Source organism: Streptomyces canus (assembly GCF_030815415.1).
Classification (GTDB): Bacteria; Actinomycetota; Actinomycetes; order Streptomycetales; family Streptomycetaceae; genus Streptomyces; species Streptomyces canus_F.
In genome coordinates this window covers 4,959,381-4,975,892 of the sequence record NZ_JAUSWW010000001.1, presented here as the reverse complement: position 1 = coordinate 4,975,892, position 16,512 = coordinate 4,959,381, and the positions used below count along the sequence as shown (strand labels likewise).

At 69.4% G+C, this 16,512-nt stretch carries 16 protein-coding genes, 1 tRNA gene and 1 pseudogene; 8 read left to right on the top strand and 10 right to left on the bottom strand.

The window, feature by feature from the left end; genetic code table 11:
* The first annotated feature begins 184 nt into the window (after positions 1 to 184).
* From QF037_RS22975 to QF037_RS22955, 5 genes are read left to right on the top strand one after another with little or no spacing between them, the layout of a single operon-like run.
* A complete protein-coding gene (locus QF037_RS22975; protein ID WP_373463805.1) occupies positions 185 to 1,396 on the top strand; it encodes a lipid II:glycine glycyltransferase FemX in 1,212 nt (403 codons plus the stop codon).
* On the top strand, positions 1,393 to 3,018 hold the full coding sequence (gene murJ, locus QF037_RS22970; protein ID WP_307028158.1) for a murein biosynthesis integral membrane protein MurJ: 1,626 nt from the start codon (positions 1,393 to 1,395) through the stop codon (positions 3,016 to 3,018). The genes QF037_RS22975 and murJ overlap by 4 nt, the downstream gene beginning before the upstream one ends.
* A gap of 23 nt (positions 3,019 to 3,041) precedes the next feature.
* On the top strand, positions 3,042 to 3,725 hold the full coding sequence (locus tag QF037_RS22965) for a response regulator transcription factor (RefSeq protein ID WP_307028156.1): 684 nt from the start codon (positions 3,042 to 3,044) through the stop codon (positions 3,723 to 3,725).
* On the top strand, positions 3,722 to 5,194 hold the full coding sequence (locus QF037_RS22960) for a sensor histidine kinase (RefSeq protein WP_307028154.1): 1,473 nt from the start codon (positions 3,722 to 3,724) through the stop codon (positions 5,192 to 5,194). The genes QF037_RS22965 and QF037_RS22960 overlap by 4 nt, the downstream gene beginning before the upstream one ends.
* Positions 5,191 to 5,829 carry a hypothetical protein gene (locus QF037_RS22955; RefSeq protein ID WP_307028152.1) on the top strand — a complete coding sequence of 213 codons (639 nt, stop codon included), beginning with the start codon at positions 5,191 to 5,193 and terminating at the stop codon, positions 5,827 to 5,829. The genes QF037_RS22960 and QF037_RS22955 overlap by 4 nt, the downstream gene beginning before the upstream one ends.
* 110 nt (positions 5,830 to 5,939) lie before the next feature.
* On the opposite strand, the gene QF037_RS22950 is transcribed toward QF037_RS22955, so the two are convergent.
* The 6 genes and pseudogenes from QF037_RS22950 to QF037_RS22925 form a co-directional block, all read right to left on the bottom strand.
* Positions 5,940 to 6,293 carry a helix-turn-helix domain-containing protein gene (locus QF037_RS22950; protein ID WP_307028150.1) on the bottom strand — a complete coding sequence of 118 codons (354 nt, stop codon included), beginning with the start codon at positions 6,291 to 6,293 and terminating at the stop codon, positions 5,940 to 5,942.
* A 548-nt stretch (positions 6,294 to 6,841) separates the two neighbouring features.
* Positions 6,842 to 7,180, bottom strand: a complete 339-nt coding sequence (locus QF037_RS22945; RefSeq protein ID WP_307028148.1) for a CBS domain-containing protein — start codon at positions 7,178 to 7,180, stop codon at positions 6,842 to 6,844.
* Between the two features lie 52 nt (positions 7,181 to 7,232).
* Positions 7,233 to 8,742, bottom strand: a pseudogene (locus tag QF037_RS22940) (DEAD/DEAH box helicase).
* Between the two features lie 245 nt (positions 8,743 to 8,987).
* Entirely contained in the window at positions 8,988 to 9,191 is a 204-nt protein-coding gene (locus QF037_RS22935) for a cold-shock protein (RefSeq protein WP_004986771.1), read from the bottom strand.
* A gap of 411 nt (positions 9,192 to 9,602) precedes the next feature.
* Entirely contained in the window at positions 9,603 to 10,076 is a 474-nt protein-coding gene (locus QF037_RS22930; RefSeq protein ID WP_307028130.1) for a DUF5990 family protein, read from the bottom strand.
* 124 nt (positions 10,077 to 10,200) lie between these two features.
* Positions 10,201 to 10,274, bottom strand: a tRNA-Gly gene (locus QF037_RS22925).
* A 504-nt stretch (positions 10,275 to 10,778) separates the two neighbouring features.
* Between QF037_RS22925 and dcd the strand changes: the two genes are divergently transcribed.
* Both dcd and QF037_RS22915 read left to right on the top strand, forming a co-directional pair.
* A complete protein-coding gene (dcd, locus tag QF037_RS22920; protein WP_030600337.1) occupies positions 10,779 to 11,354 on the top strand; it encodes a dCTP deaminase in 576 nt (191 codons plus the stop codon).
* The gene (locus QF037_RS22915) at positions 11,351 to 11,860 is read left to right on the top strand and encodes a phosphoribosyltransferase (protein WP_307028128.1); all 510 of its coding nucleotides are present in this window, start codon (positions 11,351 to 11,353) and stop codon (positions 11,858 to 11,860) included. Before dcd ends, QF037_RS22915 begins: the two co-directional genes overlap by 4 nt.
* A gap of 291 nt (positions 11,861 to 12,151) precedes the next feature.
* On the opposite strand, the gene QF037_RS22910 is transcribed toward QF037_RS22915, so the two are convergent.
* Together QF037_RS22910 and QF037_RS22905 are read right to left on the bottom strand one after the other, a co-directional pair.
* Positions 12,152 to 12,316 carry a hypothetical protein gene (locus tag QF037_RS22910; RefSeq protein WP_307028126.1) on the bottom strand — a complete coding sequence of 55 codons (165 nt, stop codon included), beginning with the start codon at positions 12,314 to 12,316 and terminating at the stop codon, positions 12,152 to 12,154.
* Positions 12,317 to 12,546: 230 nt separating this feature from the next.
* The gene (locus QF037_RS22905) at positions 12,547 to 12,735 is read right to left on the bottom strand and encodes a hypothetical protein (RefSeq protein WP_307028125.1); all 189 of its coding nucleotides are present in this window, start codon (positions 12,733 to 12,735) and stop codon (positions 12,547 to 12,549) included.
* 810 nt (positions 12,736 to 13,545) lie between these two features.
* Here QF037_RS22905 and QF037_RS22900 point away from each other — a divergent pair.
* Complete coding sequence (locus QF037_RS22900; protein ID WP_307028123.1) at positions 13,546 to 14,334, top strand: DUF2637 domain-containing protein; 789 nt, start codon at positions 13,546 to 13,548, stop codon at positions 14,332 to 14,334.
* A 600-nt stretch (positions 14,335 to 14,934) separates the two neighbouring features.
* Here the strand turns inward: QF037_RS22900 and QF037_RS22895 are convergent.
* Together QF037_RS22895 and QF037_RS22890 are read right to left on the bottom strand one after the other, a co-directional pair.
* A complete protein-coding gene (locus QF037_RS22895) occupies positions 14,935 to 15,348 on the bottom strand; it encodes an Imm10 family immunity protein (RefSeq protein ID WP_307028121.1) in 414 nt (137 codons plus the stop codon).
* Positions 15,349 to 15,556: 208 nt separating this feature from the next.
* Complete coding sequence (locus tag QF037_RS22890) at positions 15,557 to 16,504, bottom strand: Yip1 family protein (protein WP_307028119.1); 948 nt, start codon at positions 16,502 to 16,504, stop codon at positions 15,557 to 15,559.
* Between the last annotated feature and the right edge of the window lie 8 nt (positions 16,505 to 16,512).

Here is a 16,512-nt window from a genome sequence, read left to right as displayed (position 1 = left end):
GAGTCGGCGATGTCGTGACTGTAGAGCCGGAAAACCCGAGGTCAGCCGCTGTAGGGCAATGTGACGGCGACTGGTGAGGAACGGTCATGGTCCGGTCACATTCGCCGCGCGGAGCGGTCATGGGCCGCTGTGAGCATCCTTTGCGTCCCCGCGACAGGTCCGGGGAGAAGGAGAGGCTCAGACTGTGTCAGCGCTGCTCGTTCCGCCCAGCCGCGTGTCCCCAGCACGGAACCGGGGCACGGTCCTGCGGACCATCACCGCGGAGACCTACCGCGCCTTTCTCGCCTCCCCCGACGGCGCCGCTCTCGGCGCCGGTTTCCTGCAATGCCCGTCCTGGGGCGACGTCAAGGAGGGCTGGCGGGCCCAACTGCTCGGCTGGGGACCGGATCCGGAGGCCGGTGCGCTGACGGGTGTGGCCCTGGTGCTGCTGCGGCAGTTCCCCGGCACCCGCAAGTACTTCGCCTACCTTCCCGAAGGGCCGGTCGCCGACTGGAGCGACCCCGACGTGGACGGCTGGCTCGGCCCGCTCCTCCAACACCTGCGCAGCGCGGGCGCCTTCGCCGTGCGCATCGGCCCCTCGCCCGCGTACCGGCGCTGGGACGCCGCCCGGCTCAAGCCGCTCACCGGCCCGGGCCGGCGCCTCGGCGACGTCCTCGCCAGCGAGGTCGACCCGCTCGGCACCGCCGTCGCCGAGCGGCTGCGCGCCCGCGGCTGGCGCCGCTGCGGCGGTGACGGGACGGGAGGCGAGGGGACCGGCGGGGACGGGGACGCCCAGCCCCGGCACGTCTTCCACGTACCGCTCGCCGGTCGCACCACCGAGGACCTGTGGTCCGGGCTCAACCAGGAGTGGCGCCGCAATGTGCGCCGGGCCCGGAAGGAGGGCGTGGAGGTGGTGGTGGGCAGTACGGCCGAACTCCCCGAGTTCTACCGGCTCCTCGGCATCACCGAGCGCCGCGACGGATTCCGGCTCGGCCGCTCGCTCGCCTACTACGAGCGCCAGTACGCGGCACTCAACGCCGAGGAACCGGGCCGGATGAAGCTGTACCTCGCCCGCCACCGAGGAGAGATCCTGGCCGCCCACACGATGATCACGGCGGGCCGCCGGGCCTGGTACCAGACCGGCGCCTCGGCCGACCACCGTCGCGAGGTCCGGCCCTCCAACGCCCTGCAGTGGCGGATGATGCAGGATGCCCTCGCCCTCGGCGCCGACGTCTACGACATGCGCGGGGTACCCTCCACTCTCGATCCTGAGGAACGTGCGTACGGATTGCTGCGGTGGAAGCTCGGCACCGGGGGACAGGTCGTCGAGACGCTGGGGGAATGGGAGAAACCATTGGACGGCAGCGCCAACCACGCGCTCTACCGCGCCTTCCAGGCGTATCTGAACCGCCGATGACACAGACGACACCGAAGCCGCCGACCACCACCGCGCCCAGGGACACGGCGGCACGCAGCAGTGCCGTCATGGCCGCCGGATCCATCGTGTCCCGGGCCACCGGCTTCGCCCGCTCCGCCGTGGTCGCGGCAGCGCTCGGCACCATCGGGCCGACCGCCGACGGCTACGCGGTCGGCAACGCGCTGCCCACCATCGTCTACATCCTGCTCCTCGGCGGCGCGCTGAACGCCGTCTTCGTCCCGGAACTGGTCAAGGCCGCCAAGGAGCACGCCGACGGGGGCACCGCGTACACCGACCGGCTCGTCACCGTGTGCGTCGTCGCCCTGCTGGCGATCACCGCGACCGCCGTATGGGCGGCCCCCGCGATCGTCGACGCGTACACCGACTACACCGGCCCGCAGGCGGCCATGACCACCGCGCTCGCCCGCTACTGCCTGCCCCAGATCTTCTTCCTCGGACTGTTCACGCTGCTCGGACAAGTCCTCAACGCGCGGGGCAGGTTCGGCGCGATGATGTGGGCGCCGGTCCTCAACAACCTCGTCGTCATGACCGTGTTCGGCCTGTACCTGGCGCTGGCCATGGGCGGCGGGGACACGCTCACCGCGACCGGGACCGCCGTCCTCGGCTGGGGCACGACCGCCGGGATCGCCGTCCAGGCCCTCGCCCTCGTCCCCGCCCTGCGTGCCGCCCGCTTCCGCTGGCGGCCCCGCTTCGACTGGCGCGGCAGCGGACTGACCCGCCCCCTGCGCGCGGCCGGCTGGCTGGTGCTGCTGGTCCTGGCCAACCAGGCCGCCTACTGGGTCACCACCCGCCTGGCCACCACCGCGGGCCTCGACGGCGGCCCCGGCTACGGCGCGTACAACAACGCCTATGCCCTGTGGGTCGTACCGCACGGCATCATCACGGTCTCCCTGGTGACCGCGCTGATGCCCCGGATGAGCGCGGCCGCCGCCGACGGGGACACCGCCGCCGTGCGACGCGACGTCTCCCACGCCCTGCGTGTCAGCGCCTCGGCCGTCGTCCCCGCAGCCTGCGCGCTGTTCGCCCTCGCCCAGCCGGTGATGGCCCTCGTCTTCGGGTACGGCAGGACCGGCGCCGATGACACGGCCGCCATGGCCGGGATCCTGATGGCCTTCGCGCCGGGCCTGATCGCCCTGTCCGGCCAGTACGTCCTGTCCCGCACCTTCTACGCGCTCTCCGACACCCGTACGCCGTTCCTGCTCAACCTGCTGATCGTCGCCCTCAACGCGGGACTGTCGCTGACCGCCGCCCACCTGCTGCCGGCCCGCTGGGCCGTGACCGGCATGGCGGGCGCGTACTCCCTGGCGCTGTGCGCGGGCTGGGTGGTGACCGGCCTGGTGCTGAGCCGCCGGCTCGGCATCGCCCGCCCCCTGCGCTCCTCCGCCGTCGGCGCCCACGCGCGGCTGCTGCTCGCCGCCGTCCCCGCCACCGCCCTCGGCCACCTCGCGGTCCTCGGCACGGCACGGGCGGGAGCCCTGGTCGCCGCAACTGCCGGGGCGGTCGCCGTCGTCCTCACCTTCGCCCTGCTCACCCGTCCGCTGCGACTCGCCGAACTCGACGCACTGCTCTCGCGCGTACGCCTCGGACGGACCCGGACCTGACCATCACCGAGGGAGAACTGCCGATGCCCCGCGTGCTCCTCATCGAGGACGACCCTTCCGTACGCGAGGGGGTCGAACTCGGTCTGCGCCGCCGCGGCCACGAGGTACGGGTGGCGGCGACCGGCGAGTCCGGCCTCGCCGCGCTGGCCGAGTTCCGCCCCGATCTGCTGCTCCTCGACCTGATGCTGCCCGGAATGAACGGCGTACAGGTCTGCCGGCAGGTCCGCGAGGAGAGCCAGCTGCCGATCATCATGCTCACCGCGCGCGGCGACGACTTCGACGTCGTCATCGGCCTTGAGGCGGGCGCCGACGACTACATCGTCAAGCCCGCCCGCCCCGAGGTGATCGAGGCCCGGATCCGTGCCGTGCTGCGCCGCCTGGACGACAGCGGCCCGGGCCGCCCGGCCATCGAGGTCTACGGCGATCTCACCGTCGACCGCGTCGGACTGACCGTCACCAAGGTCGGCCGCCCGCTGGCGCTCGCCCCCTCGGAGCTCAAGCTGCTGCTGCACCTCTGCGCCGCCCCCGAGCAGGTGTTCAGCAGGCAGCAACTGCTGGAGCACGTCTGGGACCACAGCTACCACGCCGACGCCCGCCTGGTCGACGCGTGCGTCCGCCGGCTGCGCGGCAAGATCGAGGACGAGGCCGGCAGCCCCCGCTACGTCCAGACACTGCGGGGCTTCGGCTACCGCTTCGGGCCGCTGTGAGCGGCGGCGAGCAGCGTTCGCGGGTCAGGGCGTTCGGGCTGCGCGCGCGGTTGTTGCTCGCCTTCCTGCTGGTCGCCGCCGTCAGCGCCGGCACGACGGCCGCGCTGACCTACCGTGAGGCCCGCAACTCGCTGCTGGTGACCGCCCAGGACACGGCGGTCACCTCCTTCCGCGACCAGGTCCAGCAGACCGCCTTCGCCCTGCCCGTACAGGACGAGGGCATGGAGGAGGTCCTGCGGGACATCGCCCGCAAGGGCAAGCCCCACCCCTGGGTGGTCTTCGCCGAGTACGGCTCGCTCCGCGCCTCCTCCGGCGAGAACCCCGTCTCCACCGTCATCACACCCGAACTGCGCCGCGCCGCACGGGCCAACCCCCACGGCAGCTTCGAACGGGTCGTCAAGGACGGTGTCCCCTATCTGACCATCGCCATGCCCACCGTCTTCAAGACCAGCCCGGACAGCGTGCTGCCCACCGGACTCGTCCTGTACGCCGTCATGCGGATGACCGACGAGCAGATCAACGTCGACGCCCTCCTGATGGCCGCCCGGGACGGCGCCCTGCCCGGCCTCGCCATCGCGCTGATACCCGCCCTGATCGCCGCGCGCAGCGTGCTGCGTCCGGTGCGGGAACTGCGGCAGGCGGCCTGGAACATGGGCAGCGGCAGACTCGACACCCGGATCCGGGTGCGCGGCAGCGACGAACTGGCCGATCTGGCACGCACGTTCAACGAGTCGACGGGCCAACTGGAGCGGTCCGTGCGGGAACTGCGCGAGGCCGAGGAACGCGCCCGCCGCTTCGCCTCCGACGTCTCGCACGAACTGCGCACCCCGCTCGCCGGAATGCTCGCCGTCACCGAGGTCCTCGACGAGGACGCGGACGGTCTGGACCCCGACACCGCCCGTGCGGTCCGGCTGGTCAGCGCGGAGACCGGCAAGCTGGCCGTGCTCGTCGAGGACCTGATGGAGATCTCCCGCTTCGACGCCCGCGCGGCCGAGCTGAACGCCGACGAGGTCGACGTGGCCGTGGCCATCCGCAAAACCCTGCAGAACCGGCACTGGACCGACGACCGGGTCCGCACCGAGCTCCCCGACGGCATCCGGGCGCGGCTGGACCCGCGCCGCTTCGACGTCGTGATCGCCAACCTCGTGGGCAACGCCCTGCGACACGGCGGTACGCCCGTCACGGTACGGCTGCGCACCGAGGAACGTCTTCCGGGCCGGCCCGTGCTGATCACCGACGTCGCGGACAGCGGACCCGGCATCCGCCCGGAATCGCTCCCGCACATCTTCGACCGCTTCTACAAGGCCGACGCGGCCCGTACCCGTTCGGCGGGCAGCGGCCTGGGACTGGCGATCACGCTGGAGAACGTGAAGCTGCACGGCGGCACGATCCACGCCGGGAACCGGCCCGGGGGCGGTGCCGTCTTCGCCGTCGAGATACCGCTTCACTCGGAGGGGGCCGGCGGATGAGGCGACGTGTGTCGGCCGTGGTCGTCGCCGTCGCGGCCGGCGTACCGCTGCTCGGTGGCTGCGGTATCCAGGAGACCGACGTCATCGAGGCGGGCGGTCCCGCCAGCGTCCAGGCCTTCCTCAACCGCGAGGACGACATGCTGCTCTTCTTCCGCTCCCCCGACGGAGGGCTGAGCCCGGTGATCCGGTCGCCCGGGCCCTCGACCGTGTCCGGCGGCGGAGCCTTCCACACGGCGACCGCTGGAGACCAGGAAACGAACCGGCCCGTGCCGACGGAGAAAGTCGTCGCGGCGCTCCTCGCCGGCCCCGGGGACGTGGACCGGGCCGCGGGCCTGACCACGGCCCTCCCCACCGCCGACCGCGGTGGCATCGCCAAGGTCGACACCTCCGTGAACGGCAGGGTCACGGCCCGCCTTCCCCTCGCCCTGGAGGGGCTGGATGCCACCGCCCTGCGCCAGCTCACCTGCACGATCGCCTACAGCCAGGACGCCGACGGCCGGATCGTCGTGGAGCTGCGAGGCCAGGACGGGGCGTCGAGGTCGGGCACCTGCGGACTCGCTCCCGGCAGTGCGGGGAACGTACCCACGGTGACCGGGACCCGGGAAGGGGGCCCGTCGTCCGGCGCGAGCGGCTGAGGCGGCGTCGAAGGGGGCGGCCAGGTGTCGGGGGGAGCGGGGCCGAGATCATCCGGCAGGGGATTCACCTCGCGGCGACCTTCCGGGTACCCGACCTTCCGTCCACATGATCAACTCGCACCGGGTACGGACCCGCCGTGCGCCTCGTTTCCGGCACGGCGGCGGTACTCGGCGTTGATGCGCTGTGCCTCCTCGAGCTGGTCCTCGAGGATGACGATGCGGCATGCGGCCTCGATCGGGGTGCCCTTGTCGACGAGCTCGCGGGCGCGCGCCGCGATCCGCAGCTGGTAGCGGGAGTACCGGCGGTGACCGCCCTCCGAGCGCAGCGGAGTGATGAGACGGGCCTCGCCGAGGGCGCGGAGGAAGGCCGGGGTGGTGCCGAGCATCTCGGCGGCCCGCCCCATCGTGTATGCGGGGTAGTCGTCGTCGTCGAGACGATTACCGAGGGGGGTATCTGCTGTCATGTCACCTCGTAGGACAACGCGTCGAGGGGCCCTGGTGCCGTACGGCACCAGGGCCCCGAAGGAAATTCAACACCATCTGTCGGCTCTTGTGCTGTGCCGACCTGCTGTTTCCGCTACCGGCCCTGCTGGAGGGGGTGCGGGGATCGCGGCTGCCTGACCGGGGACCACCTTCCAATCCGGGGTCTTGCGGTACCCGGCCGAGTACTGCTCCGGCCGGGCGATCCTGATGGCGTCCGTCCTCCGTCCTTGCTCTGTATCCATCACTTGGCCTGCGAACTTCAGGTACTGCAATCCCGCCAGTTCGTGTCTGTCGGGTATCACTGATCCGTCTTCGATGAGAAAAGGCTAACCGTGTCGGAGCTCAATGTCTACTCCGGCAAGAACAGATTTCAGCTTCTTGGAGGGGCAGGTAGTTTCGTTCCGTCACTGAGGGTGACGTGCCTCTCCCCTCCGCCTCCCCGTGGCGGCGAAAACGGGCGTCCAGACAGCAGTGCGGGCCCTGCCGACGTGTGTCGGCAGGGCCCGCACCGGGATCCTGAAGGTGGTTCTCAGCCGAGGCGAACCAAGGCCCGCCCGTGCTCCGCGACGACGGTGCGCCGAGGGACGGGCGAGGTGATCGCTGCGCCGAGGACGTCCCGCAGCCGGACCCGGTCCGTGTACGCGGAACTCTCGCGGTGAACGACGAGTTCGGCCCGGGTGACCGAGCCGGTGCACTGGTCGTCCCCGTCGACCAGGAGGAGGAACTCGACACGGGCACCGGCCATGACGGACAGCGCGACCTCGACGGTCATGTCGTCCCGGACCCGGGGCCCGGACGTGTCCATGACGTCGACCACGGCCAGGTGAGCCGGGTTCGCGTGCTGTCGTTGTGTCCGTACCGGTGTCAAAGGTGCCTCCTCGGAGATGGGGAGCTGCTGGACGATGCTTCGAGCCGTGGGGTCAGGCCGCGGAGTCGAGGGCGGGCCGCTGCGCACGGCGCCGCCCCGCTCCTCCGCCGGCGCGTCCGCGACCGGAGCGGTCCTGACGGCTTCGGGACGAGGGGGCCCCGGAGGACCCGGCGCGGCGGGGACGGTCCACGACCGGTGCCTTGATGACGAACCGGGACACCGGAAGGGGCCTGGGCACCGGTGATCCGCGTCAGTTCCGCCTCACCGGACCGCACGGAGGCGATCTGCGGGGTGATGCCGGCCGAGACCATCAAGCGGGTCATGCCACGGCGCTGGCCGGGTGTCACGAGGGTGACGACGCTGCCGGACTCGCCGGCGCGGGCGGTACGGCCGCCGCGGTGCAGGTAGTCCTTGGGGTCGGTGGGCGGATCCACGTTGACGACCAGGTCGAGGTTGTCGACGTGGATGCCGCGGGCCGCGACGTTGGTCGCCACCAGCACCGTCACATGCCCGGTCTTGAACTGGGCGAGGGTCCGGGTGCGCTGGGGCTGGGACTTGCCACCGTGCAGGGCCGCGGCGCGGACGCCGCTGTTCAGCAGGTGCTGGGTCAGCCGGTCCACGGCGTGCTTGGTGTCCAGGAACATCAGCACCCGGCCCTCGCGCGCCGCGATCTCGGTGGTCGTGCGGTGCTTGTCCGCTTCGGGCACGTGGAGCACGTGGTGCTCCATCGTGGTGACCGCACCCGCCGACGGGTCGACGGAATGGACCACCGGGTCGGACAGGTACTGGCGGACCAGCCGGTCGACGTTGCGGTCCAGGGTGGCCGAGAAGAGCATCCGCTGCCCCTCGGGGCGTACCTGGTCGAGCAGGGCGGTGACCTGGGGCATGAAGCCCATGTCGGCCATCTGGTCGGCCTCGTCGAGGACGGTGATGTCGACGTCGTCCAGGCGGCAGTCGCCACGGTCGATGAGGTCCTTGAGCCGTCCCGGTGTCGCGACGACGATCTCCACACCGGCCCGCAGCGCGCGCGTCTGCTTGAACATCGGCATGCCGCCGACCACGGTGGTCAGCCGGAGCTTCACGGAGCGGGCGTACGGGGTGAGCGCGTCGGTCACCTGCTGGGCGAGCTCGCGGGTGGGGACGAGGATCAGGGCGAGCGGCTGCCCCGGTTCCGCGCGGCGGCCCGTCGTACGGGCCAGCACGGCGAGGCCGAAGGCGAGGGTCTTGCCCGACCCGGTACGGCCGCGGCCGAGCACGTCACGTCCGGCGATGGAGTTCGGCAGCGTCGCGCCCTGGATGGGGAACGGCACCGTCATGCCCTCGCGTCCGAGCGCGGCCAGCAGGGGCGTCGGCAGGGCGAGGTCGGAGAACGACTCGACCGCGGGAAGTGCGGGAGTGATCGTCACCGGGAGGGCGAACTCGCCCTGGAGCGGGGCCGGTCGGCGCCCGTTGTTGCCGCCGGAACGCCGCGGAGCACCCGAGCGCTGGGCGGCAGAGCTCCAGGAGGTGCGGGTCGGGCGGGTGGTGGTGCGGGCAGTGCGGGCGGTGCGTGCGCGGTTCAAGCGGAACCTTTCCTCGATGTGAGCACGTAGGCACGTAGCAAGGAGTTTCCGCAGCAAATGGAACGGCGCAGATAATCACGAGAACGGCCCGGTGATGATGAGCGCCGAATCGGATCGACGGGGGAATGCATCACCGTCAGGTGATGCGATGGAGCCTTCCCGTCACGCGCTCTGAAAAGCAGCGAGCTGGGGCCCGCACCCCAAGGTGCGGGCCCCAGCTGCGAAGAATGTGTTGCTGCCGGTGGTCAGGCCGGAACGATGTTCTCGGCCGTCGGGCCCTTCTGGCCCTGCGCGATGTCGAACGACACCTTCTGACCTTCCAGCAGCTCGCGGAAGCCCTGGGCGGCGATGTTGGAGTAGTGGGCGAAGACGTCGGCGCCGCCGCCGTCCTGCTCGATGAAGCCGAAGCCCTTTTCCGCGTTGAACCACTTCACGGTGCCAGTAGCCATGTCAATTCTCCTTCGGAGACGATTTCCGGAATTCACCCTGTGTGGATTCCGCGTCGCCCGTGCTGATTAACCCGTCGGAAAATGAACCCTCTGGCAACCACACCTGCAACTGACACCGACATTAGCATGCCGCGATCGACCCTGTGCGGTCTGTAATTCCACTGGGGTTGACGGGCGAGGAATACTCGCAGTGCACCGCAGCCATTTCTCACTTCACGGATACAGATATTGACCCGCGCGGATGGGCTGTTTTCTGGCGAACGTTTCCGCCCGCAGCGCCATGACCTCCGGCGATGTGCCGCGCGCCGCTGTCGGCGCCCTCGCCGGACGGGACACCGGCGAACGCGCCCAGACCCCACTGACGCAACGAATGTCACATCCGCCGCAGGAGACGACGCCGACGTCCGGCGTCTACCCGGCGTGTGCCGCGGTCCAGGTGATCAGCGGGGGTTCGACCCGTGCGCACAGCGGCCCGCCCCGCGCGTCGGTCAGCCCGAGCCGCCCGACCAGCAGCCCGTCGCGCGTTGCGGCGGCGAGCGTGTCGGCGGGGATGACGTCGAGCATGAGCTTGGCGCGCCGGAACATCGTGAACATGCCCGACTCGTCGACGGTGCCCCACGACAGATAGATGAACCGCCGCCCCAGACGGTTCTGCACATAGGGGCCCGTGACCTCGGTACCGGCCGGCGAGGAGCTGATGCTGCACTCCAGGGTCCACGTCACGGACGGCGCGTCCCCGGGCTGCGGCTCGAGAAGCTCGGCCGGACGGTCGCGGCGTTGCACGGCGACATGGACGTTGTCGTAGGCGGCCACTGTGCCGTCGGCGGGGGAGGGGGCGGGGTGGGTGAGGCCGGGCAGGTCGATGGCGTCGATGCGGATGCGCATGGCCGCCATCATCCGGCATCGCCCCAAGCTCCCGGGGCCGCACGTGGGTTGTGCCCTCCGAGCGCGCCCACGCAAGAATTCTGCTCACGAAAAAGCCCCAGGTCGTCGACCTGGGGCTTCGATATGGAGCGGGTGACGAGAATCGAACTCGCACTCTCAGCTTGGGAAGCTGATGTTCTACCACTAAACTACACCCGCGTAAGACGCCGGTTGAGACCGGTGTCGGAACGCTCTGTCACTCTACCTCATGCCAGACCCCCGGCGCCGGAGCCGTGGGGTCTGAGTGCGTTTCAGGGGAGCGATGGGGCTGCGGGGCGCCGGAGTTGGGGCGTACGGTGGAGAGGTGGGAGAGGGTCCGGGAGAGGTCGGAGTGCCGCCTGGAGACTCGTTCCTTCCATCCCGTAATGTGGCTTTTGTCGTCCGGCGAGCAGCAGCCGGACGACGCGGCTCTTGGGGAAGGGACTCATGGACTTGATGGAGCGCACCGTCGTCCGTTGTGCCGATGGGCACGTGTTCAGCACCGCTTCGTTCCCGATGCAGCAGGCCGAGCGGCTCGGTCCCGGGCGACTCGTCCGATGCCCTCGGTGTGCCCGGCTTCGCAGCGTCGTTCCGGTGACCTTGGAGAAGCAGTAAAGGAGTAGTACCCAGGCGCGCGGACCGTCCGATGGTGGCCGGTCCGCGCGCCTTGCGTATCCTCGGGGCGTGCTTCTCTCAGACAAGGACATCCGGGCCGAGATCGACGCCGGGCGGGTACGGATCGATCCCTACGACGAATCCATGGTGCAGCCGTCCAGCGTCGACGTGCGCCTCGATCGCTTCTTCCGGGTGTTCGAGAACCACCGCTACCCCCACATCGACCCCTCCGTCGAGCAGGCGGACCTCACGCGCCTCGTGGAGCCGGAGGGTGACGAGCCCTTCATCCTCCACCCCGGCGAGTTCGTCCTCGCCTCGACGTACGAGGTCATCACCCTCCCCGACGACCTCGCCTCGCGCCTGGAGGGGAAGTCCTCCCTCGGCCGCCTCGGCCTCGTCACCCACTCCACCGCCGGTTTCATCGACCCCGGCTTCTCCGGGCACGTGACGTTGGAGCTCTCCAACCTCGCCACCCTCCCCATCAAGCTCTGGCCCGGCATGAAGATCGGCCAGCTCTGTCTGTTCCGGCTCTCCTCGCCGGCCGAGTTCCCCTACGGCAGCGAGCGCTACGGCTCCCGCTACCAGGGCCAGCGCGGCCCGACGGCCTCCCGTTCCTTCCTCAACTTCCACCGGACGCAGGTATGAGCGACGTACGGGAGAACCTGACGTACGAGCGATTCGGCGTCGCCGTCCGCGAGCTCGCGCAGACCATCGCCGACGACGGCTACGAGCCCGACATCGTCCTCTCCATCGCCCGCGGCGGTGTGTTTGTCGCGGGCGGCCTGGCGTACGCGCTGGACTGCAAGAACATCCACCTGGTCAACGTGGAGTTCTACACCGGCGTAGGCACCACCCTCGACATGCCCGTCATGCTCGCGCCCGTCCCCAACGTCATCGACTTCTCCTCCAAAAAGGTCCTCATCACCGACGACGTCGCCGACACCGGCAAGACCCTCAAGCTGGTCCGCGACTTCTGCCTCGACACCGTCGCCGAGGTCCGCAGCGCCGTCATCTACGAGAAGACGCAGTCGCTGGTGAAGTGCGAGTACGTGTGGAAGCGGACGGATGAGTGGATCAACTTCCCGTGGAGTGTGTTGCCTCCGGTACATAGGTTGGGCGCGGCACCCAAGGAGAACAAGGAAGCGGTCTGACCTGCGGATTTCTAATGGTCGGAGAGAGCCCCCCCGCTAGATCGGCGGGGGCTTTTGTGTTCTGTCGACGGCTGGAGGCTGGCACTGCCGGTGGCTGGGGTTGCTGCCCTGTCGGGCTGTCACAGCTCCACTCGGGACTCCGTTGCGCGGCTCCCCTGCCGCAGCACTACGTGCGCCGGCCTGAGTGACAGTCGCCGAAGAATTGGCTCCATGACCTTGAAGAGCGCTTCGGCATCCGGCCCATAGGCGTACAGCACGGCTTCGCCTCCACCGAACTCATTCCCGTCGACCTCACCGAACTCCCGCTGCCTCGACCGCGGCGGCCATGGCGCGCTCGGCATCGAAGACCGCTTCGCGCTCGGCGCGAGAGCCGTACTCGTCGTCACTCAATCTGTAGTGGGCGATCACGGCTCGTTCTGTGGTCTCCGGTTCGGGGAGATCGAAGAGTGTGTCCATGAGCGCACGATCTCATCAGCCTCTGACAACGCGGCTGGGACGACCTCTCGGACTTGAAGGTGCACGCTTTCCAACTGTGGTGGTGGGGCGTTGGGCTGCGTGCGGTGGCGTTCACCTGGGTTCATGGGCGGCTGGCCCGCGTGGCGAGTCTGGCGCGTGGCCTTCGCTGAACGGCCGCGAACGGGGCTGAATGAGACGGAAACCGAGACGGTGGCGCGGGGGCGGCTGCTTCACTCTTCCCCAGGTGGGATGAGGCGATCAGCGCTCTCGATGGCCGCCACCACTGGGTCGGCCTGCTCCAGGTGGGAGAAGTCCGGGCAGTCCGTCACCGGGCGGCGGGTGCCGCGTTTGGGATCGACCACAAGTGCAACGCCCGTCGCCTCGTCCCAGGCGTCCACGTGCACTGTCCGACCGATCATCGTCTCCGTACAGTGAAGCTCGCAAGCCGGCCTGTCGCGTTGAGGTAACGCATGCGGTCATCGTCCATGACGGCGCCGGCCTTGACGTAGGAGTGACCAACTTCTGTGCCCTGGCGGTACCTCAGCTTGGGAAGTTGCGATCATTTACGGCCCGTTGGGGCGCCGGCTTGGGCTGACGGCCGGGTGTAGCCCCGCGCATGACACGGCCACACACCCTTCTGATCCGTAGCTCTGGAGAGATCGGCTGGGGCGGTGATTCGTTCCCCCACGGCGCTGGCCACAGCGGCACCGGTCCAGGGCGATGACGCTGTCGTGTCCGGCCCAGGGATCGCCGGGATTACTCATCCAGTTACACCGGTAGCGAATCCTATTTACTCCTCAAGTGGAGTCAGGAAGAAGAATTTATCGACTAATGAGGTGCAAAGTCAGATGTGTAGGGTAATTGATTAATACACCCTTTCTCGGGTTTTCTGTCTTCGTAAGGTCACTCGTTTGCCGCGCGTCCTAAACGGGGGAGCCGCGTTATTCGGACTATGACGACAGCAAGGACCCACGGCCTGCCTCGACGCAACGCGACGATGGATAATATTTCTGCGGTCCGCGGCCTGACAGTGGGTAAGTACGCTTTCCAGCCTGGTGTGGAACGCGTGGCGCCGGCGGTACGGCCCACGGTGACCGGGGGTGACGCGCAGTCCGAAGGTCAGGTCACCGAGCCACTGCTTCGTGAGTTCCTCGCCCTGCTGGAGGAGCTCCAGGAGGGAATCAATTCGCGATGGAACGGCCAGGAGAACTCCGGCCGCCGCGTACAGCGTGACGGGTCGCATTTTCGTGAATCATGACTATGTCGATCCTGCCTTTGCGCAGCGTGAGTACTACTACGACGCGTACTCCCACGAGCCGGGTACCGGCTGGAACGGGGGACATGCCGACGGCGTGCACTCAGGAGTCCCCCTGACTGCACCCGACGCCGACTGGGATCCCGCCGAGGAACTTACCTATCTCCTGCAGGAGGCTGTTTCGGCGGAGCAGACAGCCAGGATCCCGCCACCTCGCAGCGAGCCCGCATCCGGCGTCGGCTTCACCGACCCAATGGAGAGCCTGGCGCAGATCACCGCTCAACTGCCGCCCACCCGACGCTCCTCTGCCGGGCACCGGAAGCTCCACGTCCGAAGAGCCCGGCTCAAGTGGTGGGAGACTGGCAGCTTCGTCATCCTCGCGCTCGTTACCGTCATCGTGGCGATGGTCAGCGTCTTCGGCGGCATGGTGGCCTACAGGCCTCTGCAGAACATCACCTCCGGGACGGGAGGCGGCGTGGCCCCGTTGTGGCCTCTTCTCGTGTACGGCCCCTGGATGGTGGCCTCTCTCTCCATCCTCCGGACTGCCCTGCACCAGCGCCGAGCCGTGCACTCGTGGTTCATCGTTCTGCTGTTCTCCTCCGTCGCGATAATGCTGTGCGTGGCTCAGGCAGACAGAACGGTCACCGGTATCGCCGGAGCTTGCCTGCCGGCCCTCGCCTCCCTTGCAAGCTTCCAGCAGCTCATCCGGCAAATCACGCTGACTCGGCCACCGCGACAGGGCACGCGGCGCCGGCGCCGCTAGCAGCATGGTCCTCGGTGCACGAGGTGCCCGGTTTCATTCCCCACCCGGGGTGGGAGCATCCCGCGCCCGCCCCTACGACCCGCGGTCGGCAGCGGCGCCCCCGCCATCCCGGTGCCGACCGATCCCTCGCCGGAGGCATTGCCTTGACTGCAGGCAGCTCTATGCGGTGATCGACTCATGGCCACCGGCCCTATCCACACATGGGCACGCGTCGGCGCAGCGCGGGCGGAGCGGGCCGAAGGCAGGAGCGGCGCCCGCAGCGGAGCCGGGTAGCGCGCCCGGCGGAGCGGAGCGCAGCCGGGGCTTGAACTCGACACTTCGGCTACAGATGACCGTGGCGGTGGCGAGTTTCGGCTCCCTGCCAGGGGAAGGATCGGCAGCAGGCTGAGTCCCTGAGCGCTGACATCGGGGAGGATTTCAGGTCGCTCCCGATCGAGCGGCAGCAGGCATTGGTCCTACACAGCCTGTCGGCCGTCCTGATTCATCCCGCAGGGCGGGGGCGGCGCAAGTTCGATCCGAGTCTGATCGAGCCCGTGTGGCGCTGACCCTGCCGCACCGTACGAAGGAAAGGCCCGGCCTCGTGCCTGGCCTTCTCGTTGTTCAGACCGCGATGCGAGCAGGCCGCGCGTCCTCACGGCCGTAGGCCAGTACACGTGGAAGCACCTCGCGGAAGCGGGCGATGTCCTCGGCCGGCGCCTCCAGTACCGCCTCGATCTCCGCGTCGTCCAGGCCCAGCGCGGGCAGTGCCTCAGGGACCAGGGAGACGCGCAGGACGTTCCCTGTGAGCTCGACCGACTGCACGCATCCGTACGCCGTGCCCTGGTCGGCCGTGACCAGGCAGTGCGTGTCGAATCCCAGCGAGATGTCCTGCTCGTCAGGTTCTTCGGAGCCGCACTGGAACATCATGATGAAGCCGCTGCCGTCCTCTCCTTCGGAGATACCTGCCTCGATGAAGCAGTCGTAGTCGAGATCTATCTCCGCACCGGCTGCGCGGGCGACGAACCTGTAGGTCATGACCGTGTTCTATCAGCCGCCCGACCGCGCCGGCGTTTGACCTGCTTGGAATTACCGCGAGTGACGATCCTCATGAGGTCAACGATCCCTGGTCCGTCGAACCCCCCCCGTGATCAAGAGGGCCGGGCAGGTGCTCGACGCCTGAGCTGGGCGGTGTGACGAAGAAGGGGCTCCCCGGTGTGGGGAGCCCCTTTTCGGTGTGCGGGGTCTAGAAGGTGCCCAGCTTCACGATCGACAGGAGGGCGATCAGCTGGATCGATGCCGCGCCCAGGGCCTTGGGCCAGGGGAGGTCGTGGGACTTGGAGACCATCAGGGTCAGGAGGGCGCCCGCGGCCACCCAGGTCGCCCAGCCGACGCCCTGGACGAAGGTGGCATCGCCGCCGAAGAACATGGCGAGGACGAGGCGGGGCGCGTCCGTCAGGGACATGATCAGCATGGAGAGGCCGACCGTGGGCTGCCAGGCGCCGTCACCGCCGAGCTGGCGGGCCAGGGTGTGGGTGACCACGCCCAGCACGAAGGAGGACAGGACCATCGCGACCGCCGTCGTCAGGACGATCGGGACCGCGTTGGAGAGGGTGGCGTTGATCGCGTCCTCGCGGGCGCCGTCGAAGCCGAAGACGGCGAGCAGGCCGTAGAGGAACGTCACGATCAGGGCCGGGCCCCACATCGTGTAATCGCGCATCTGGAGGAAGGTCCGGTTGGGGGCCGTGACGATGCCCCTCAGGAGGTCCTTCCAGTGGAGGCGGGGGCCCACCGGGCCGGCCGGCGGGGTCGAGCCCGCGCGGTACGTGCCGCCCTGGTTGTAGGGGTCCTCGTTGACGGAGAACGCCTGGGTGTGACCCGGGTTGTTCGCCGCGTACGGGTCGTGGCCGCCGTCGCCGAAGTACTCCGGCTCGTCGTAGCCGCCGCCCTGGGGGCCGCCGTACTGCTGCTGCCCCGGGTGCGGGGGCGCGGGCGGCGCGGGGTAGCCGCCGTACGACGGTCCCTGCGGGGCCTGCTGCCCGTACGGAGGTTGTTGCGGTCGCGTGTGAGGAGCGCCGTTGTCCCGGCCGCGTCCGATCCTGAATCCAGCCACGTCTTCGAACGTACCTGGTCCCGGAGAGCCGCGTGCCGGGCCCGGGGGTTCGGGCCCGGCTTTGCTGCCGAGCTGTGACATCCCCTAAG